Origin of the sequence: Nannocystis bainbridge, assembly GCF_028368995.1 — a bacterium.
GTDB classification, from domain to species: Bacteria; Myxococcota_A; Polyangia; order Nannocystales; family Nannocystaceae; genus Nannocystis; species Nannocystis bainbridge.
In genome coordinates this window covers 2,124,717-2,143,320 of record NZ_JAQNDL010000003.1, presented here as the reverse complement: position 1 = coordinate 2,143,320, position 18,604 = coordinate 2,124,717, and the positions used below count along the sequence as shown (strand labels likewise).

The 18,604-nt window shown below is 68.1% G+C and carries 15 protein-coding genes, 5 tRNA genes and 1 pseudogene; 20 read left to right on the top strand and 1 reads right to left on the bottom strand.

Annotation, left to right across the window (positions count from 1 at the left end; all coding sequences use genetic code 11):
- Positions 1-24 precede the first annotated feature (24 nt).
- Positions 25-1,779 (top strand): hypothetical protein, encoded by a 1,755-nt coding sequence (locus POL25_RS33730; RefSeq protein ID WP_272090414.1) that lies wholly within the window; start codon positions 25-27, stop codon positions 1,777-1,779.
- A 149-nt stretch (positions 1,780-1,928) separates the two neighbouring features.
- On the opposite strand, the gene POL25_RS33725 is transcribed toward POL25_RS33730, so the two are convergent.
- Positions 1,929-3,335, bottom strand: coding sequence for a glutamate--cysteine ligase (locus tag POL25_RS33725; protein ID WP_272090413.1), 1,407 nt, complete (start codon positions 3,333-3,335; stop codon positions 1,929-1,931).
- Positions 3,336-3,522: 187 nt separating this feature from the next.
- Here POL25_RS33725 and POL25_RS33720 point away from each other — a divergent pair, with 187 nt between their 5' ends.
- The 19 genes and pseudogenes from POL25_RS33720 to rpoB all read left to right on the top strand — a co-directional run.
- A complete protein-coding gene (locus POL25_RS33720; RefSeq protein ID WP_272090412.1) occupies positions 3,523-3,897 on the top strand; it encodes a bactofilin family protein in 375 nt (124 codons plus the stop codon).
- A gap of 31 nt (positions 3,898-3,928) precedes the next feature.
- A complete protein-coding gene (locus POL25_RS33715) occupies positions 3,929-4,243 on the top strand; it encodes a bactofilin family protein (RefSeq protein WP_272090411.1) in 315 nt (104 codons plus the stop codon).
- Positions 4,240-4,944 carry a bactofilin family protein gene (locus POL25_RS33710; protein WP_272090410.1) on the top strand — a complete coding sequence of 235 codons (705 nt, stop codon included), beginning with the start codon at positions 4,240-4,242 and terminating at the stop codon, positions 4,942-4,944. Before POL25_RS33715 ends, POL25_RS33710 begins: the two co-directional genes overlap by 4 nt.
- Positions 4,945-5,218: 274 nt before the next feature.
- The gene (locus POL25_RS33705; RefSeq protein ID WP_272090409.1) at positions 5,219-6,949 is read left to right on the top strand and encodes a HEAT repeat domain-containing protein; all 1,731 of its coding nucleotides are present in this window, start codon (positions 5,219-5,221) and stop codon (positions 6,947-6,949) included.
- Positions 6,950-7,092: 143 nt separating this feature from the next.
- Positions 7,093-8,283, top strand: coding sequence for a tetratricopeptide repeat protein (locus tag POL25_RS33700; protein WP_272090408.1), 1,191 nt, complete (start codon positions 7,093-7,095; stop codon positions 8,281-8,283).
- A gap of 233 nt (positions 8,284-8,516) precedes the next feature.
- Positions 8,517-8,589: transfer RNA gene (locus tag POL25_RS33695), tRNA-Thr, on the top strand.
- Between the two features lie 55 nt (positions 8,590-8,644).
- Positions 8,645-8,729, top strand: a tRNA-Tyr gene (locus POL25_RS33690).
- 9 nt (positions 8,730-8,738) lie between these two features.
- Positions 8,739-8,811, top strand: a tRNA-Gly gene (locus POL25_RS33685).
- Between the two features lie 37 nt (positions 8,812-8,848).
- Positions 8,849-8,921: transfer RNA gene (locus POL25_RS33680), tRNA-Thr, on the top strand.
- 53 nt (positions 8,922-8,974) lie between these two features.
- On the top strand, positions 8,975-10,174 hold the full coding sequence (gene tuf, locus POL25_RS33675) for an elongation factor Tu (RefSeq protein ID WP_272090397.1): 1,200 nt from the start codon (positions 8,975-8,977) through the stop codon (positions 10,172-10,174).
- A 147-nt stretch (positions 10,175-10,321) separates the two neighbouring features.
- The gene (gene rpmG, locus POL25_RS33670; RefSeq protein ID WP_272090407.1) at positions 10,322-10,483 is read left to right on the top strand and encodes a 50S ribosomal protein L33; all 162 of its coding nucleotides are present in this window, start codon (positions 10,322-10,324) and stop codon (positions 10,481-10,483) included.
- A 17-nt stretch (positions 10,484-10,500) separates the two neighbouring features.
- Positions 10,501-10,573, top strand: a tRNA-Trp gene (locus POL25_RS33665).
- Positions 10,574-10,619: 46 nt separating this feature from the next.
- Positions 10,620-11,048 carry a preprotein translocase subunit SecE gene (secE, locus tag POL25_RS33660; protein WP_272090406.1) on the top strand — a complete coding sequence of 143 codons (429 nt, stop codon included), beginning with the start codon at positions 10,620-10,622 and terminating at the stop codon, positions 11,046-11,048.
- 21 nt (positions 11,049-11,069) lie between these two features.
- Entirely contained in the window at positions 11,070-11,606 is a 537-nt protein-coding gene (gene nusG, locus POL25_RS33655) for a transcription termination/antitermination protein NusG (protein WP_224192981.1), read from the top strand.
- A gap of 124 nt (positions 11,607-11,730) precedes the next feature.
- Positions 11,731-12,171 (top strand): 50S ribosomal protein L11, encoded by a 441-nt coding sequence (gene rplK / locus POL25_RS33650; protein WP_272090405.1) that lies wholly within the window; start codon positions 11,731-11,733, stop codon positions 12,169-12,171.
- A gap of 120 nt (positions 12,172-12,291) precedes the next feature.
- Positions 12,292-12,993, top strand: coding sequence for a 50S ribosomal protein L1 (gene rplA / locus POL25_RS33645; RefSeq protein ID WP_272090404.1), 702 nt, complete (start codon positions 12,292-12,294; stop codon positions 12,991-12,993).
- 232 nt (positions 12,994-13,225) lie between these two features.
- On the top strand, positions 13,226-13,750 hold the full coding sequence (gene rplJ, locus POL25_RS33640) for a 50S ribosomal protein L10 (RefSeq protein ID WP_272090403.1): 525 nt from the start codon (positions 13,226-13,228) through the stop codon (positions 13,748-13,750).
- 63 nt (positions 13,751-13,813) lie between these two features.
- Positions 13,814-14,200: a 50S ribosomal protein L7/L12 gene (gene rplL / locus POL25_RS33635; protein ID WP_272090402.1), complete on the top strand. Its 387-nt coding sequence runs from the start codon at positions 13,814-13,816 to the stop codon at positions 14,198-14,200.
- 277 nt (positions 14,201-14,477) lie between these two features.
- Positions 14,478-18,590, top strand: a pseudogene (gene rpoB, locus POL25_RS33630) (DNA-directed RNA polymerase subunit beta); the annotation flags it as partial.
- Positions 18,591-18,604: the final 14 nt, after the last annotated feature.

Sequence of the window (18,604 nt, the reverse complement as noted above, 5' to 3'; positions counted from 1 at the left end):
CGCGCTGTGATACGGTGAAATTCCATGCCGCAGCCCGACGACCTGCTCGCGCGCGAAGGCTACGGCCCCAGGGAAGTGCCGGCCTTGCTCGCGTGGGCGCGCGCGCGGGCCAACGTGCTGCTCCAGGGCCTCGACCCTGACTCGACGCTGGGCGAGCTCCTCGGCGGTCCTTCGGGACATGTCTCGAGGGACAGCGCGCCGGTCCGCCGCGACAGCGACGACTTCCGCACCGAGTTCGACGAGCTCGACGGCGACATCCCGGCCGACCTGCGCCAGGCGGTCACGGCGGCGACCTCGTCGCAGCCGTCGGCCCCGGTGATCGACGACGACCCCGACTCCGGGCTCGGCGGGTTCGCCCGCTTCCAGTCGATGCTCAAGCTCAGCCGCCCGTACCCGTACCGCCAGCAGGAGCCGGCCGCGGAGGAGCCGCGTCCGACGCTGTTGCGGAGCTTCGCGCTCGCGGCCCAGCGCGAGAGCGACTACTCGTCGTCGAACCACTCGCCGCCGGCCGACCTCTCGGCGACCTTGCCGCTGGCCGCGGCGCTCGGCATCAGCAGCGAAGAGTCGGCGGCCCTGGTGCTGGGGATCCCCGACGAGGACGCGAGCGAGGGCTCGGGCGTCAGCGACCTGTTCTACCCCAGCATGCGGTACGACCGCGACGAACCGCGCGCGCCGACGGTGTCCTCGCACACCAGCGCGCACGCGTCGGGCTTCATCGACGACGACGACGACGTCCGGATGCCGATCCAGGACGACGACGACGACCTGCCGCTGCCCACCCTGAGTGACGACGACGAGCCGCGCGACGACGATCCGCCGCTCGACCTCGGTCGCGGCGGCATGTTCGAGGACGCTGGGCCGGTCCGGCGCGCCGCGTTCGACGACCTGCGCCGCCGCGACGACGCGCCGGCGCGGCGGGCCTCGCTGGACGACGCGCGCGGCGTCCTGATCGACGACGACGACGCGCCGCCGGTGCGCCACGCGGCGCCCGAGGATCCGCGCCGCGAAGACATCCGGCCGGTGCATCGCGCCGCGGTCGAGGACGCGCGCCGGCCCGTCTCGCCGCCGGTGCGCCGCTCGTCGATCGACGACGTGCGCAGGGTGCTGGACGACGACGACGACGCGCCGCCGCCGATGCGCTCGCCGCAGGCGCCGGTGCGCCGTCCGTCCATGGAAGACGAGCGCCACGCGCTGCACGACGACGATGACGACGAGTCACCGCCGCCGCGCTCGCAGGCGCCCGTGCGTCGCTCGTCGATCGACGACGTACGCGGCGTGCTGCACGACGACGACGACGATGAGTCGCCGCCGCCGACGCGCTCGCAGGCCCCGGTGCGTCGCTCGTCGATGGAGGACGTGCGCGGCGCGCTGCTCGACGACGACGACGACGCGCCCAACCTGCCGCCGGCGCACGGCTTCGACGACGACGACGACGAGCCGGTCGCCCAACCGGCGCGCACCCGCGACACCCCGCCGATGCCCGGCCTGCCGGCGATCGACGTCGACGCCGAAAGCGGCGCCCCGGTCCTGCGCCACCGCACTCCCAAGAAGAAGGTCGTCGAGCTCGGCGCCCCGGTCGGCAAGCCGCGCGCCGGCTCCGGCGCGGCCGCGGTCGGCCCGCGCGGCCCGAGCCCCAAGCCGCCGAACCCGCGCAAGCCGCCGCCCCCGCCGGCGCGCAAGCCTCCGCCGCCCCCGCCGGTCGACGACGACATCCAGGAGCTGAGCCGCGTCGAGCTGATCGAGGACCTGCCGTCCTACCTGCGCGACGACGACGAGTGAGGCCGGCGCGAGGGACATGTCCTCGCGCCGCGCCCTGTTTGACCGGAGGCGCGAGCGTCCGCTTCCTCGCCCGCGCGGCTCCTGCTTGTTAGGTCATGTTCCTGCGGACATGCCCTCTCGGACATGCCCTCGAGAACATGCCCGAGAGGTCAGCCCTCTTCGAGCCCGGCGCCGGCGAAGTGGAACGCGCGGACGAACGCGCGGCGGGCCGCCACGTCGCGGCCGGGGTGGGGGCCGATCTTGGCTCGCGCGACGTCGGCGGCCGACGTGCCGGCGGCGACCAGCGCCTCGAGCGGGTCGAGGAAGAACGCCTCCGTGCGGCCGCGACGGTCGCGGATGTCGGCGCGGTCGAGCCCCTCGCGCGCGATGGTGAGCAGGCGCTGGCACAGCGCGCGGACGCGCGGCGACGCCAGGGCCGCCTGGCGACACTCGGACCACAGCGTCAGCCGCTCGCCGAAGTCGAGGTCGGCCACCAGCTCCCACGCTGCCTCGCCGGCGTCGTCGTCGTAGAGCAGCCCCTTCCACAGCGCCGGCAGCGCGCAGAGGATGTTCTGCTGCACCGAATCACAGCCGCGGACCTCGAGGTACGGCTTCAGGCGGATCTCCGGGAACAGCGTGCTGAGGTGCAGCTCCCAGTCGCCCAGCGTCGCCGTGTGGCGGACCCCGTCCGGGTCGACGTAGCCGGTCGCCATGTACTCGCGGAACGGCACGTGCAGCGGGATGTAGCGGCCCTGGCGCCGGATGAAGAACATCGGCACCGCCAGCGCCCACGCGGCGTAGCGCTCGTACGAGAACGGCGCCTCGAACGCCAGCGGCAGCAGCCCGCAGCGGGCGGCGTCGACGTCGGTCCAGTTGTCGCTGCGCAGCGACGCGAACCCGCGGTCCTCGCCCTCCTTATAAGGGGAGTTGGCGAACAGCGCCGTCGTCAGCGCCGACACCCCCATCGCCAGGCGCAGCCGGGTCCCGGCTTGCTCCTCCGACGCGAAGTCGAAGTTGGCCTGCACCGTGCACGTGCGCAGCATCATGTCGATGCCGCGCTGGCCGACGGTCGGCAAGTAGGCCCGCATCACCGCGTAGCGCGGCTTGGGCATCCAGTGGATCTCTTCGCGGGTGGCGAACGGATGGAAGCCCGACGCCATCCAGGCGATCCCCAGCTCCTGCGACACCGCGTGAAGCTCGCGCTGGTGCTGCGTGAACTCCTGGCAGGTGAGGTGGACGTCGGCCAGGGGTGCGCCGCTGAGCTCGAACTGGCCGCCCGGCTCGAGCGTGATCGAGGCGCCGTCGCGTACGAGGCTGATGAGCGCCCCGTCGTTGCCGCGTTCGCCGCCCGGCTGCCAGCCGAACCGCTCCATGAAGCTATTCATGACCGCCAGGACGTGGGCCTCGTACTCGACCGGGCGGTACTCGCCGTCGGCGACGAACACGCCGAACTTTTCGTGTTCGGTGCCGATCTTGTGGGTCCGGCGGTCGGGGCGTTCGGCGCGGCGGAAGAACCCCGTGAGGTCTTCGGGCTGCAGCGGCGCGCTGGAGGCGGGGGTCTCGGGGGTGCTGCTCACGGAGGCTCCGGGTCGTCGCCAGGTCTGGCGGGGAGTCAGTGTACGTGGCGTTTGGCGCGACTTGACAGCGAATTGCAGGCCGCCGCCGCGTGCGATCGGCCCACAGGCGCCGCGGCGCCGGCCCCGACCGTCACCTGCGCTTGACCGCGGCGCAGACCCGCCGTTACTCTTCGCCGGCGTAACGCTCATGGCTGGATCTGCCGTCCACGAAGCACCCTGTGTCATCGGCCCACGGATCACCGTCCGCGGGTCTCTCGTCGGCGAGGAAGACGTCGTAGTGCAGGGCAGGGTGGAGGGCAGCATCGCCTTGTCCGCGCACCTCCTCATCGCCGGGCCGGCGATGGTCGCTGCCGACATCGAGGCCGACAGCGTCGAGATCCACGGCCAGGTCGAGGGTGACGTCGTCGCCGCCGAGGGCATCACCCTCCGCGAGGGCGCCCGCGTGGTCGGCAACCTTCGCGCCCCGCGCGTCGAGATCGCCGACGGCGCGCAGTTCAAGGGCGCCGTCGAGATGGACGTCCCGCTGCCCGGCAACGTCCTCCGGCAACCGCGTCCTCGCTGACGTTTCAATTCCCCGACTTCGCAGGCACACCATGTCCAGCACCGTCATCGGCTCCAGCATCCTCATCGACGGCGAGATCACCGGCGAAGAGCACCTCGTCGTCCGAGGCACCGTGAAGGGCCGGATCCAGGTCCGGGACACCCTCGTCATCGAGGACGGCGGGGTCGTCGAGGCCACCGTCGACGCCGCGACGATCACAGTCCAGGGCACGCTCCGCGGCGACGTCGCCGCCAGCGAGCGCGCCGAGCTGCGCCCGAGCAGCACCGTCATCGGTGACATCCGCGCCCCGCGGATCCTCATCGCCGACGGTGCCTCGTTCAAGGGCAACGTTGACATGGGGGGATGAAGGTGTCGCAGTCGGATTCCACGCACTCGGCTGTCGGCTCGCCCGACGAGGCCTCCACCGTCGTCGCCCCCGGCACGCACATCGTCGGTCGTCTTTCTGGCCAGGAGGACGTGCGCGTCCACGGCACGATCGAGGGCCGCATCCACCTCTCTGCCACGCTCTACGTCGAGCCCGAGGGCATCATCGCCGCCGACGTGCACGCCGATGACGTGGTCGTCGCCGGCACCGTGGTCGGCAACGTGACCGCCGCTGGCAGCATCGTGCTCGCCGCCAGCGCCCGCGTCGTCGGCGATCTCCGGGCCCCCCGCCTCGTCGTCGCTCCCGGCGCCGCCTTCCGCGGCCAGGTCAGCATGGAGCCGCCCGACGAGGACGAAGAAGAGACCGACGCCGAGGCCGCCCGTGACCGCCGCGAGGGTCGCCAGTGGACGCAGGCGCAGGCGCAGGCCCGCCCGGCGCAGGCCCGCCCCGCGGCCCCGTACGCCACTCAGAACGGCGTTCGGCTGCCCCCGCAGCGGACCGCCCCGCGGCGTGACAGCGCCATCGCCAAGCCGTCGCTGGCCCGTCCTCGCCTCGAGGAGCAGGCGAGCGACCCGTACGGCGAGGGCGAGGAAGCGGAGTGGGGCGACAGCGCCAAGCGGGCCAAGAAGGTCGCCCGCCCGCGGATCCTGGCTCGCGGCAAGCACAAGGTCGAGCGCATCTGAGCGCTCCCCCGCGACGCGTTCGTGTCATCGAGCCCGCCGCCGCGACCGACGCGGCGGCCAACCGACGTCTGGTGCTCCTTTCGGGCGCCGGCCCTCGTCGGGCCTGGGTTTTTTGACGCGCGACGAAACTGCGGCAAACATCCCGCGCGCGCCTTTGGTAACATCGGCGTAGCTCTGTCATGGCCCGTGCGGCCCGTATTCGGCCGTCATAAAGCCGGATCTCCCAATCTCTCCTCCTCGGCCCGAGCGGGCCTGTTCCTGAAAGGTCGGCCTGATGCGCAAGCTCCTTCTCTCGTCCCTGTTCGCCCTGTCGGTGTTCACGACCACTGGTTGCAAGGAGCCCGACCCTTACGCCTACGAGACGCACATCGAGAACATCCGCAACACCAGCGCCAAGGGCATCGGCTTCTCGGGCATGAAGGAGCTGGTCAAGACCGTCATCACCTCGCCCGACAACGCGCCGCGGCTCGACGAGTTCGTGCAGAAGGTGGTCCCGGTGTTCGAGGAGCAGTGGGACTCGTCGCCGGAGCACCAGGTCAACATGCTCGAGATGCTCCGCGACATCGGCCGGCCCGAGGCCGCCCCGCTGTGGAGCAAGGCGCTCAGCACCCTCGACGGCTCGGAGGAGGGCCGCAAGCGCGTGCTGATCGCCCTGCAGGGCATCCAGCGCGCCAAGGCCACCGGCTCGACCGACGCGGTGCTCGGCCTGTTCGAGGGCCTGACGAAGGACCCGAGCAAGGACAAGGGCAAGGCCGAGGGTGAGATCCGCCGCGAACTCGCGCGCACGCTCGGGATCTTGAAGGACCCCAAGGCCGCGCCGGCGCTGATCGCCGCGCTGCAGCAGCCGACCGAGATGCGGCCGCCGCAGATCCACCGCATCGTCGCCGAGGCGCTCGGCAGCCTGCGCGACCCGGCCGCGATCGAGCCGCTGGTGATCGCCAACTTCTCGATCCCCGACGACCAGACCGACAGCAAGAACCTCAGCAACCGCGTCAAGCTGGCCCTCAACAGCATCGGCGAGCCGGCCGTCCCGCGCCTCGTCGAGCTGCTCACCGGCAAGGAAGACGACATCGTCATCAAGAAGGTCGTCGAGGCCGGCAGCACCGTCCCGGTGGTCCGCTTCACCGCCGCCCTGATGCTCGGCTCGCTCGGCAGCCCGCAGGCCGTCGACGCCCTGGTCAAGAACATCCCGGCCGACTCCTGCAAGGCCGTGGTCAAGGAAGACCCGAAGAAGAAGGACAAGAAGAAGAAGGCCGCCGAGGAAGAGGAAGAGGATCCGGACAAGGCGGAGAGCGAGAACCTGCGCAACGCCATCGTCACCACCCTGGGCCAGATCGGCGACCCCAAGGCCGCGGCCGCGATCTGTCCGTGCACCCAGGCCTCGGTCCACTTCGAGGAGCAGTTCATGATGGCCGAGGCGCTCGGCTACGTCGGCGGCGAAGAGGCCGTGAAGTGCCTCACCAACTTCATCAAGACCGCCGAGAGCGATCCCGAGACCCTGCCGTCGACCGACAAGACGCCGCTGTCGATCCGCATCGAGGCCGGTCGCTTCGCCGTGCTCGCCGCGGGCCCCGACCAGGTCGCCGCCGTCCGCGAGGCCTTCGCCGCCAACACCGACCCCAAGGTCGCCGAGGGCCTCAAGCAGTGGGAGCCCGCGTTCACCACCCTCGAGACCTGCAAGTCCGACAAGGACTGCTACCTCAAGGTCCTCAAGGACACCAACGCCAACTGGGTCGCACGCGAGAACGCGGCGATGGAGCTGACCCGCGTCGCGCCGGGCGACGCCGCCGTCGCCGAGGCGATCGCGCAGGCCTACAAGGTCCGCGAGGTCGACGCGCGCGTGACGATGGCGCTGCTGGCCTCGCGCATCATGCAGGGCAAGCGCTGCCAGAAGTGCGTCGACGCGCTCGAGGACATCATGAAGGGCGAGAAGGGCACGACGGACATCAGCTACCAGAAGGCCGTGCTGACCGCCCGTGACACGATCGCCAAGCTGACCGAGTGAGCCCTGGCGACGCCGACCCGCAGCAGCATCCGGGCTGCGGGTGACTCCGGCGTCGCTGCGCGAACCCGTCCGGAGCGATCTCCGACGCGACAACTCACAATCAGGCCGTGATGTCCACGGCCTCGTGTGCCATGCTCACGCCGATGTCTCGCCCGCTCGTCCGGCTCGCGCTCGTCGCCCTCGCCAGCGCGCCCGTCGCCTGCGCCGGCAAGTCCGCCGGCGTCGTCACCCCCGAGGACGCGGCCCTCTCCGTCCAGCCCGGCGAGGCGGCCGCAGCGGTGCCCACGGGCCCGGCCACCTTGCCCGACGCCGAGGCCGCGCTCGCCGGCGGCGACGCGGCGCGGGCCGTCGCTCTGTTCTCCGGCTACCTCGGCGGCGACCCCGACGAGACCGGCGTGCGCCAGGCCTACCTCGGCCTCGCGCGCGCCCAGGAGCTCCTGCACGACTGCGCCGCGGCGGTCCGGGCCTACGACGCCTACGTGGCCCGCTTCAGCGACGGCCCCGCCGACCTGTTCGCCCGCCGGGGCGCCTGTTACGCCGAACTCGGCGAGTGGAAGGCGTCGGCCGACAGCTACGCCGAGGCCTTCACCCGCGCCACCTTGCCGAGCGCGCGGGTCGAGGCCCTGGCCCGCCAGGGTTATGCCCACTTCGAGCTCGGCCAGCTCGACCAGGCCGAGCCCCTCCTGCTGCAGGCCGACCAGGTCTACGTCGCCTCCCAGGAGCAGAACAGCGAGCGCTTCAGCAACTACTACTTCGTCGGCATGGCCCGCTTCTACCGCGCCGCCGTGTGGCACCGGCGCTTCCGCGACGTGGCGATCCGCCTGCCCGAGAAGCAGATGACCGAGGACTTCGCCCGCAAGTTCGCCCTGCTGGAGAAGGCCCAGGACGCCTACAACGAGACCATCAAGGCCAAGCACATGTTTTGGGTCTCGGCCGCCGGCTACCAGCTGGGCAGCCTGTTCGAGGAGTTCTACGACGCCATGATGCACGCCCCCGTGCCCGACTGGCTCGACGACAAGCAGCGCCAGGTCTACTACGAAGAGCTCAAGGGTCAGCTCAGGCCGGTCGTCAACAAGGCGATCTGGGTGTTCGAGAAGAACCTGGCGACCGCCCGGCGGCTCGGCTACGAGAGCGAGTTCACGGCCCAGACCGAGGCCAAGCTCAGCGAGCTGCAGGCCGTCCTGCTCGCCGGCGACACCACGCTGGGCAAGCCGCACCCGCCGCTCGCGCCCGAGGCCCGCCGCGAAATCGCGGCCGGGGAGATCGCCTCCGCCGGCAGCGAGCCCAGCCCTGTCGATCGCAAGCTGTTCGTGCCGGAGCTGACGCCGCTCTGACGCCCGCATGGCCGGTTCAGGCCGCGTAGGGCCGCGAACTGGGGCTCTCGTCGTCGTCGCTCGTCCGGGTGGACCCGCGCCCCACGTGGCTTGACACTCTGCCGGATCCGCGGCTATACAGCGCGTCCACTTTCGGACCCCGACCGGGTCTGAAGCTTTTCGTTAGCCTAAGCCCGACACTCGACCGGCGGTGTTACCGCCCTGAAGACCCCGGAGGGATTTCTCACCATCACGCTGGCGTAGCTCAATTGGTAGAGCACCTGATTTGTAATCAGGCGGCTGCGGGTTCGAGTCCCATCGTCAGCTCTCCAACCGAACGGCCCTCCGGGCCACGCGCGCAGCGACTGTTTCAAGATCACGAGGATGGGTGCCCGAGTCGGCCAAAGGGAGCAGACTGTAAATCTGCCGCGCACCGCGCTTCGAAGGTTCGAATCCTTCCCCATCCACTGCCTACCGCGGGAGTAGCTCAGTTGGTAGAGCGTCAGCCTTCCAAGCTGAATGTCGCGAGTTCGACCCTCGTCTCCCGCTCTCTGCGCAACCCGCGCAAGTGAATCCTGACAATTATGCCCATGTAGCTCAGTTGGTAGAGCACATCCTTGGTAAGGATGAGGTCAGCGGTTCGAATCCGCTCATGGGCTCCCAGAGAATCCCTCTCGACGACTGAACCCGTCACCCCCAGAGAAGCACAGCCATGGCGAAGGAAACATTCGTACGCAACAAGCCCCACGTGAACATCGGCACGATCGGTCACGTGGACCACGGCAAGACGACGCTGACGGCGGCGATCACGAAGGTGCTGAGCCTGAAGGGACAGGCGGAGTTCAAGGGCTACGACATGATCGACAAGGCGCCCGAGGAGCGGGCGCGCGGCATCACGATCTCGACGGCGCACGTGGAGTACGAGTCGAGCCAGCGGCACTACGCGCACGTGGATTGCCCGGGGCACGCGGACTACATCAAGAACATGATCACGGGCGCGGCTCAGATGGACGGGGCGATCCTCGTCGTGAGCGCGCCGGACGGTCCGATGCCGCAGACGCGTGAGCACATCCTGCTCGGCCGTCAGGTGGGCATCCCGGCGATGGTGGTGTTCCTGAACAAGTGCGACATGATCGGCGCCGGCGACGAGGAGATGCTCGAGCTGGTGGAGGTCGAGCTGCGCGAGCTGCTGTCGAAGTACCAGTTCGACGGGGACAACGTCCCGATCACCCGTGGGAGCGCCCTGAAGGCCCTGAACGCGCCGACGTGGGATCACGCGGATGCGAAGTGCATCTGGGAGCTGATGGACGCGTGCGACTCGTACATCCCGCAGCCGCAGCGTGAGCTGGATAAGCCGTTCCTGATGCCGGTCGAGGACGTGTTCACGATCTCGGGTCGTGGCACGGTGACGACGGGTCGCATCGAGCGCGGCGTGATCAAGGTCGGCGACGAGGTTCAGATCGTCGGTCTGCGGGACACGCAGAAGACGACGGTGACGGGCGTCGAGATGTTCCGGAAGCTGCTGGACCAGGGCCAGGCGGGCGACAACGTCGGCCTGCTGATCCGCGGCATCGACCGTGAGGGTGTGGAGCGCGGGCAGGTCCTCTGCAAGCCGGGCTCGATCACCCCGCACAAGAAGTTCAACGCGACGGTGTACGTGCTGAAGAAGGAAGAGGGTGGTCGTCACACTCCGTTCTTCAAGGGGTACCGGCCGCAGTTCTACTTCCGCACGACGGACGTGACGGGCTCGGTGACGCTGCCCGAGGGTGTGGAGATGGTGATGCCCGGTGACAACATCGAGATCGTCGTCGAGCTGCACAGCACGATCGCCTGCGAAGAGGGGCTGAAGTTCGCCATCCGTGAGGGTGGCAAGACTGTCGGCGCCGGCGTCGTTACCAAGATCCTCGAGTAAACCTCGAGATGGCGAGGCGGGGGGCGTGACCCCCGCCTTGTTTTGCCCTAACTCCCCGGTTTGCCGGCATCTGTCGGTCCCGGGCTCGAACTTGTCAACCGGAACGGGTCTTGCTAGAACGGGACCCCTTCGCCTGTTGAGGCTCCTATGGCTGCCGGCAACCGCATCATCATCCAGCTCGAGTGCCAGACCTGCAAGCGGCGCAACTACTCCTCGACCAAGAACAAGAGGACGACGCCCGAGAAGCTCGTCCTCAAGAAGTTCTGCCGTCACTGCCGGAAGCAGGCGGATCACAAGGAGACCAAGTAGGTTAAGTGGGTTCTTACAGGGGGTTAGCTCAGTTGGTAGAGCAGCGGACTCCAAATCCGCAGGCCGAGGGTTCGAGTCCCCCACCCCCTGCTTCCTGTCAGAGATGGCCGATCTTCGGACACTCTGAGCCCCCGCCATGACGACCCCGCCGCGCAATAGAAAGCTCGTAGTCGCCCGTGAGTTCGACCCCAGTCGGTGGGCGCACGCGGCGTTTTTCCTGGGCTTCCTGCTGCTTGCGTATGTCCTCAGCAATCTCACTGAGGACATGTGGGCGTTGCTGTGGTCGTACTGGCCGCGGCAACTCGGCCGCCCGGCGCCGAACATCGCTTCGGCGCTCGGCACCGGCGTCGCTCTGGTCAGCGCCCTCATCGCCTGGCGGAACAAGCGCTGGTTCACGTTCGTGAGCGAGGTCGCTGTCGAGGTCTCGCAGGTGACGTGGCCGACCAGAGCGGAGACGCGGGTCGCCACCATGGTGGTCGTCGTCCTCACGCTCGTCTGCTCCGTCATTCTGGCGATGATGGACTTGTTCTGGTCCAACGTGACGGACTGGCTCTACGCTCTCTGACGGATCGGGGCACAAATTCCCATGGAGTGGTACGTCGTCAACACCTTCTCGGGCTACGAGAATTCGGTAAAGAAGGCCCTGGAGGACCGGATCAAGAATGCCGGGCTCGAGGAGCAGTTCGGGGAGATCTTGATCCCCTCGGAGAAGGTGACCACCCGGAGCGGCAAGAAGACCGTCCAGAAGACCAACAAGCTTCTGCCCGGCTACATCTTCATCAGCATGGACCTGACCAAGGCGAGCTGGCACCTGGTCCAGAACACTCCGAAGGTGACTGGCTTCCTCGGCGGCCAGAACCCCAAGCCGGTGCGCAAGGCCGAGATGAACCGCATGCTCGGCCAGGCTCCGCCGGACGAGCAGGCGCCCGTCGAGAAGGTCGTGCCGAACATCACGTATTCGGTCGGCCAGCAGGTGCGTGTCCGTAGCGGCGCGTTCGCCAACTTCACCGGCGAGGTGGAGGAGATCAACAACGACAAGCAGAAGATCTGGCTGTCGGTGTCGCTGTTCGGCCGCCCCACGCGCGTCGAGGTCGACTTTTCCGAGGTCGAGCCGGTTGTGTAACGCCGGCGGATCTGCGACAAGCCAGCACGCCTGTCCCGCCCAGTGAGCGGCGTCAAGCTCACTGTCCCTGAAGGTCGGCGCTAGCCGCACCGACCGAACACCCTTTTCGTCACGAAGCACTGCCATGAAGAAGGTAACCGCGTACGTCAAGCTCCAGATCAAGGCCGGGTTGGCGAACCCCGCGCCCCCGATCGGCCCTGCGCTCGGCTCCAAGGGCGTCAACATCATGGAGTTCTGCAAGCAGTTCAACGCCCGCACGGCGAAGGACCAGGGCCTCGTGATTCCGGTGGTCATCACCGTCTACTCGGACCGTTCGTTCACCTTCATCACCAAGACCCCGCCGGCGTCGATCTTGTTGTTGAAGAAGGTGCAAGCGGCCAACTCGAAGATCGAGGGCGGCTCGGGCGTGCCGAATCGGCAGAAGATCGGCAAGCTGACGACCGCGGAGGTCCGCGAGATCGCCGAGTACAAGTACAAGGACATGAACGCCGCGTCGATCGACGCCGCCGCCCGCACGATCGCCGGCACGGCGCGCTCGATGGGCATCGACGTGGTCGAGGCCTGAGCGTCGAGAATTCCTTCCTGCCCCTGAGGACATGCGGGCAGGAGCCCCGGCCCATCGCGGCCGGGGACAACCCCGGGGGAGGCCGAACAGGCCGCCTGGACCCCGGAAAGGCAAGACACAATGGGCAAGAAGTACGAGGCGACCCGCAAGCTGGTCGACCGCGACAAGCGTTATACCCTCGCCGAGGCTGTTGAACTGCTGCCGAAGCTGAAGTTCACCAAGTTCGACGAGACGATCGATGTCGCCGCCCGCCTGGGCGTCAACCCGAAGCACGCCGACCAGATGATCCGTTCGTCGTGCGCCCTGCCGCACGGCACCGGCAAGTCGCTGCGGGTGGTCGTGTTCGCCAAGGGCGAGCGGGCCAACGAGGCGCGCGAGGCGGGCGCTGATTTCGTCGGCGCCGAGGACCTGGTCGATCGCGTTCTCAAGGAGAACTGGCTCGACTTCGACAGCGCGATCGCCACGCCCGACATGATGGGCCTCGTCGGTCGCCTCGGTCGTATCCTCGGACCCCGCAACTTGATGCCCAACCCCAAGGTCGGCACCGTGACCATGGACGTCGCCCGGGCGGTCCGCGAGATCAAGGCCGGTCGCATCGAGTTCCGCACCGAGAAGACCGGCATCGTCCACGCGCCTGTCGGCAAGATGTCCTTCGGCCCCGACAAGCTGCGGGAGAACATCATGTCGCTGCTGGACACGCTGCAGCGCCTCAAGCCGTCGACGGCCAAGGGCAAGTACTTCAAGAGCATCTCGCTCTCGTCGACGATGGGCCCGTCGGTCCGCCTCGACACCAACGAGGTCGCCGCGCTGCTCGAGCGCTAGGCGAGTCTCGAGTTCTCATTCGAGGAGTTCACCAAGTCTGTCGCAGTAGTGACGTGAAGAAGCCGCCCGCGAGGGCGCACGCACTCGAAGACAGCAGGGGGTCGGCCTTCCGACCGTAAACGCGAAAGCGGCCTGCCGAGAGTGGAGCGAGCGACGAGAGGAAGCGGGGGCGGGTCGTCCGTCCTCCATCTCGGCGGTCCTCCACCCGGAGGGCCGAGGAGACGAGCCACAGATGCCCACCCTGAGCAAACACGAACAATCGGCGAAGCTCCGCGAGGAACTGAGCGACGTGTCCGCGTTCATCCTGGTCGATTACACCGGGATCACCGTGGCCGAAGCCAGCGACGTCCGCAACAAGTTCCGCGAGGCGAACTGCCGCTACCAGGTCTACAAGAACTCGGTCATCCACTACGCGGTGACCGGGACGAAGCACGAGCCGGCCGCCGCCCTGCTGAAGGGCATGACCGGGATCGCGTTTTCGCCGGAGGACCCGGGTGCAGCGGCCCGCGTGGCGCGTAACTTCGCCAAGGACGCCAAGGGCTTCAAGGTCAAGGGCGGCATCATCGACGGCCAGACGCTCGACGTCAGCGGCGTCAGCCGCCTGGCCGACATGCCTGGGCCGCGCGAGCTCAAGGCGCAGTTCCTGGCCCTGCTCAACACCCCGGCGACGAGCTTCGTCCGCGTGCTGAACGCCGGCCCGCAGAGCTTCCTCTACCTCCTGAACGCCCGCAAGGACCAGCTCGCCGCGGCCGCTTGAGGCCGGCGCTCGTCCCTCTTCAACCCGTCACCGTTTGCATCGACAGACTTCGAGGAATTCACCATGACCGACATCACCCGCGACCAAGTCATCAACTACCTGAGCAACCTTCCGGTCATCGAGATCGCCAACCTGGTCAAGGAGCTCGAGACCAAGTGGGGCGTCTCCGCCGCCGCGCCGGTCGCCGCCGCTGGCCCCGCCGCTGCTGCGCCCGCCGCCGAGAAGAAGGAAGAGCAGACCGAGTTCACGGTCGTGCTCAAGGGCTTCGGCGACAAGAAGATCAACGTCATCAAGGCCGTCCGCGTGCTCAACCCGGCCCTCGGTCTCAAGGAGGCCAAGGACCTCGTCGAGGGCGCCCCGGCCAACATCAAGGAAGGCATCTCCAAGGCCGAGGCCGAGGAGATGGCGAAGCAGCTCAAGGAGGCAGGCGCTGAGGTCGAGATCAAGTGATCTCAGGGCCCGCCGCCCAAGCTGCTCCGGCGTGTACGGCGCCAGGGGGGAAGCCCCCTGGGTGCCGTGCACATGTCGCGTTTGTATTGGCGCATTTTCGCGCCCCCGTGAGCCTTGGCTCACATCGAATCTCGAGTACTTTTTGCCGCTTCGCGATCTCGCTGGCTCACGAGCCGCCAGGCCCGAAGTCTTGAGCAATTGCCTCGCTTAGCGCTTAGACAACCTGCCGGCCCGCTCCACTGCCTCCGCGGCAGTTCGTCCCCCCTGAGGAACCGCGATGCCACCGATGATCCAGAACAACTTCCGTGTGCGCAAGAACTTCGGAAAGCTCAAGCGCATCATCGAGGTCCCCAACCTCATCGACATCCAGAAGCGGTCGTACGACAAGTTCCTGCAGCGGGACGTGCCGCTTGAGAACCGCGAGGAGACCGGGCTTCAGGCCGTCTTCAAGAGCGTGTTCCCGATCAAGGACTTCGGCGAGACCAGCTCGCTCGAGTTCGTCAGCTACAGCCTCGATCGCCCCAAGTACGACGAGGACGAGTGTCGCGCGCGCGGCATGACGTTCGCGGCGCCGATCAAGGTGGTGGTTCGCTTGGTGGTGTGGGACGTCGACGACGAGACCGGCACCCAGTCGATCCGCGACGTCAAGGAGCAGGAGGTCTACTTCGGTGAGATCCCGCTGATGACGGCGCACGGCACCTTCATCATCAACGGGACCGAGCGCGTGGTCGTGTCGCAGCTGCACCGCTCCCCCGGTGTGTTCTTCGACCACGACAAGGGCAAGACCCACGCCTCGGGCAAGAAGCTGTTTTCGGCCCGCATCATCCCGTATCGCGGCAGCTGGCTCGACTTCGAGTTCGATCACAAGGACGCGATCTTCGTCCGCATCGATCGTCGGCGCAAGCTGCACGCGACCGTGCTGCTGCGCGCGCTCGGCTACAACACCCCCGATCTGCTCGACTTCTTCTACGACAAGGAGACGATCAACATCGAGGAAGGCGGCGTCCTGACGCGCGCGATCGACTTCGAGCTGCTGGCCGGCCAGCGCGCCTCGCACGACATCCGCGACCCGGAGACCGGCGAGGTCATCGTCCGCAAGGGCCGCAAGTTCACCAAGGCGAACATCAAGCGCATGCGCCAGTCGGGCATCCGCACCCTGCCGATGGACGCCGAGAGCCTGGTCGGCAAGGTCTCCGCCGAGGACGTGATCGACGAGATCACCGGCGAGGTCCTCCTCAACTGCAACGAGGACCTCACCGAGGAGCACGTCCGTCGCCTCGCCGACGCCAAGATCAAGAGCTTCAAGATCCTCTTCATCGACGACTTCAACGTCGGCCCGTACCTGCGCAACACCTTGCTGCAGGACAAGCTGCACACGCCCGAAGAGGCGCTGCTCGAGATCTACCGCCGCCTCCGCCCCGGTGACCCGCCGACGGCCGAGACCGCGCGGACCCTGTTCGAGTCGCTGTTCTTCAAGCCCGAGCGCTACGACCTGTCGACCGTCGGCCGACTCAAGCTGAACCACAAGTTCGGCCTCGAGGAGAGCCTGACCTCCACCGTGCTGACGAAGCGCGACATCATGGAGACGGTCAAGTACCTGGTCGAGCTCCGCAACGGGCGCGGCCAGATCGACGACATCGACCACCTCGGCAACCGCCGCGTGCGCGCCGTCGGCGAGCTGATGGAGAATCAGTACCGCATCGGCCTCGTGCGCATGGAGCGGGCGATCAAGGAGCGCATGAGCATGTCCCAGGAGATGGACGCGCTCATGCCCGCCGACCTGATCAACGCCAAGCCGGTCTCGGCGGTCGTGAAGGAGTACTTCGCGTCCTCGCAGCTGAGCCAGTTCATGGACCAGACCAACCCGCTGTCCGAGGTCACGCACAAGCGTCGCTTGTCCGCCCTCGGCCCGGGCGGCCTGACGCGCGAGCGCGCTGGCTTCGAGGTCCGCGACGTCCACAACACCCACTACGGCCGCATCTGCCCGATCGAGACGCCGGAAGGTCCGAACATCGGCCTCATCGCGTCGCTGTCGACCTACGCGCGCATCAACGAGTTCGGCTTCATCGAGACGCCGTACCGCACCGTCGACGGCGGCGTCGCCTCGGGCGACGTCGACTACTACTCGGCGCTCCAGGAGCAGGGCCACTTCATCGCCCAGGCCAGCGCCGTCACCGACGACAACGGCAAGCTGCTCGCCGATCAGGTCCAGGTCCGTCACAACGACGAGTTCGAGGCGGTCGCCCCGGCCTCGGTGACGCTGATGGAGATCTCGCCGAGCCAGCTGGTCTCGGTCGCGGCCTCGCTGATCCCGTTCCTCGAGCACGACGACGCCAACCGCGCGCTGATGGGCTCCAACATGCAGCGGCAGGCCGTCCCGTGCCTGCGCACCGCGGCCCCGCTGATCGGCACCGGCATGGAGATGCACGTCGCCCGCGACTCGGGCTCGACGGTCGTCGCTCATCGCGACGGCGTGGTCGAGCAGGTCGACGGCGCGCGCATCGTCGTCAAGCCGGTCACCGGCAAGACCGAGGAGAACCGCGGCATCCTCGGCGCCAAGCCCGACATCTACAACCTGACCAAGTTCCAGCGGTCGAACCAGAACACCGCGCTCAACCAGAAGCCGATCGTCCGCGTCGGCGACCGCGTGAAGAAGGGCGACGTCATCGCCGACGGCGCTGCGACCGAGCGCGGCGAGCTGGCGCTCGGCCAGAACGTGGTCGTCGCGTTCATGCCGTGGCAGGGCTACAACTTCGAGGACTCGATCCTCGTGTCCGAGCGCATCGTCCGCGAGGACGTGTACACCTCGATCCACATCGAGGAGTTCGAGTGCGTCGCCCGCGACACCAAGCTGGGCAAGGAAGAGATCACGCGCGACATCCCGAACGTCGGCGAGGACGCGCTGGCCAACCTCGACGAGGCGGGCATCGCTCGTATCGGCGCCGAGGTGAAGGCCGGCGACATCCTGGTCGGCAAGATCACCCCGAAGGGCGAGACCCAGCTCAGCCCCGAGGAGAAGCTGCTGCGTGCCATCTTCGGCGAGAAGGCCGGCGACGTGCGTGACACCTCGCTGCGCCTGCCGCCGGGCGTCAGCGGCATCGTCATCGACGCGCGGGTGTTCGCCCGCAAGTCGGTCGAGAAGGACACGCGCGCCCAGCAGATCGAGGACGCCGAGCGCGAGAAGCTGATGCAGGACCGGCGCGACAACGTCGCCATCGTGTCCGACGGCTACTACAACCGGATGAAGGAGATCCTGGTCGGCAAGATCACCGCGGCCAAGCTGGTCGACGACGCCGGCCGCGAGCTCATCACCGCCGGCGTGGCGCTCACCGAGGCCAACCTGGTCGACGTGCCCCGCGGCGAGTGGGGCCGGTTCTCGCTGACCACCGCCGAGGACACCGAGGTCGTCGAGGCGCTGGCCCGCCGCCTCGAGAAGGACCTCGACGAGATCGAGACCATCTACCGCGAGAAGATCGCCAAGCTGACCAAGGGCGACGAGTTGCCGCCCGGCGTCATCAAGATGGTCAAGGTCTACGTCGCCATCAAGCGCAAGCTGCAGGTCGGCGACAAGATGGCCGGCCGGCACGGCAACAAGGGCGTCATCTCGCGCATCCTGCCGATCGAGGACCTGCCGTACCTCGAGGACGGCAGCCCGGTCGACATCGTGCTGAACCCGCTCGGCGTGCCGTCGCGCATGAACGTCGGCCAGATCCTCGAGGTCCACCTCGGCTGGGCGGCGTACGAGCTCGGGCTGCAGATCGACCGGTACATGCAGACCAAGTTCTCGCCCGAGGTCCTGCGCACCCAGCTGAAGAAGATCTACGAGACCAAGGAGGCCCAGCGCTTCATCGACGGTCTCGCCGACGACGACGTGATCCGCTTCGCCGACAAGCTGCGGCGCGGCGTCCACATGGCCACGCCGGTGTTCGACGGGGCGCTCGAGACCGAGGTCAAGGGCACCCTCAACAAGGCCGGCGTGCCCGAGAGCGGCCAGGCGATCCTGTTCGACGGCCGCACCGGCGAGGCGTTCGAGGAGAACGTCACCGTCGGCATCATGTACATGCTCAAGCTGCACCACCTCGTGGACGACAAGATCCACGCCCGCAGCATCGGCCCGTACTCGCTCGTCACCCAGCAGCCGCTCGGCGGCAAGGCCCAGTTCGGCGGCCAGCGACTCGGCGAGATGGAGGTCTGGGCGCTCGAGGCCTACGGCGCCGCGTACGCGCTGCAGGAGCTGCTCACCGTCAAGTCGGACGACGTCGTCGGCCGCATGCGGATGTACGAGTCGATCGTCAAGGGTCAGCCGACCATGCAGCCCGGCGTGCCGGAGTCGTTCAACGTGCTCCTCAAGGAGCTGCAGGCGTTGTGCCTGAACATCGAGCTCGTCGACGTCAACGCGGAGAC

What these genes read in the sequence shown, in the direction of transcription:
- POL25_RS33730 (WP_272090414.1), top strand. Translation starts at nt 25, where the DNA reads ATGCCGCAGCCCGACGACCTGCTCGCGCGCGAAGGCTACGGCCCCAGG.
- POL25_RS33720 (WP_272090412.1), top strand. Translation starts at nt 3,523, where the DNA reads ATGGCTGGATCTGCCGTCCACGAAGCACCCTGTGTCATCGGCCCACGG.
- POL25_RS33715 (WP_272090411.1), top strand. Translation starts at nt 3,929, where the DNA reads ATGTCCAGCACCGTCATCGGCTCCAGCATCCTCATCGACGGCGAGATC.
- POL25_RS33710 (WP_272090410.1), top strand. Translation starts at nt 4,240, where the DNA reads ATGAAGGTGTCGCAGTCGGATTCCACGCACTCGGCTGTCGGCTCGCCC.
- POL25_RS33705 (WP_272090409.1), top strand. Translation starts at nt 5,219, where the DNA reads ATGCGCAAGCTCCTTCTCTCGTCCCTGTTCGCCCTGTCGGTGTTCACG.
- POL25_RS33700 (WP_272090408.1), top strand. Translation starts at nt 7,093, where the DNA reads ATGTCTCGCCCGCTCGTCCGGCTCGCGCTCGTCGCCCTCGCCAGCGCG.
- tuf (WP_272090397.1), top strand. Translation starts at nt 8,975, where the DNA reads ATGGCGAAGGAAACATTCGTACGCAACAAGCCCCACGTGAACATCGGC.
- rpmG (WP_272090407.1), top strand. Translation starts at nt 10,322, where the DNA reads ATGGCTGCCGGCAACCGCATCATCATCCAGCTCGAGTGCCAGACCTGC.
- secE (WP_272090406.1), top strand. Translation starts at nt 10,620, where the DNA reads ATGACGACCCCGCCGCGCAATAGAAAGCTCGTAGTCGCCCGTGAGTTC.
- nusG (WP_224192981.1), top strand. Translation starts at nt 11,070, where the DNA reads ATGGAGTGGTACGTCGTCAACACCTTCTCGGGCTACGAGAATTCGGTA.
- rplK (WP_272090405.1), top strand. Translation starts at nt 11,731, where the DNA reads ATGAAGAAGGTAACCGCGTACGTCAAGCTCCAGATCAAGGCCGGGTTG.
- rplA (WP_272090404.1), top strand. Translation starts at nt 12,292, where the DNA reads ATGGGCAAGAAGTACGAGGCGACCCGCAAGCTGGTCGACCGCGACAAG.
- rplJ (WP_272090403.1), top strand. Translation starts at nt 13,226, where the DNA reads ATGCCCACCCTGAGCAAACACGAACAATCGGCGAAGCTCCGCGAGGAA.
- rplL (WP_272090402.1), top strand. Translation starts at nt 13,814, where the DNA reads ATGACCGACATCACCCGCGACCAAGTCATCAACTACCTGAGCAACCTT.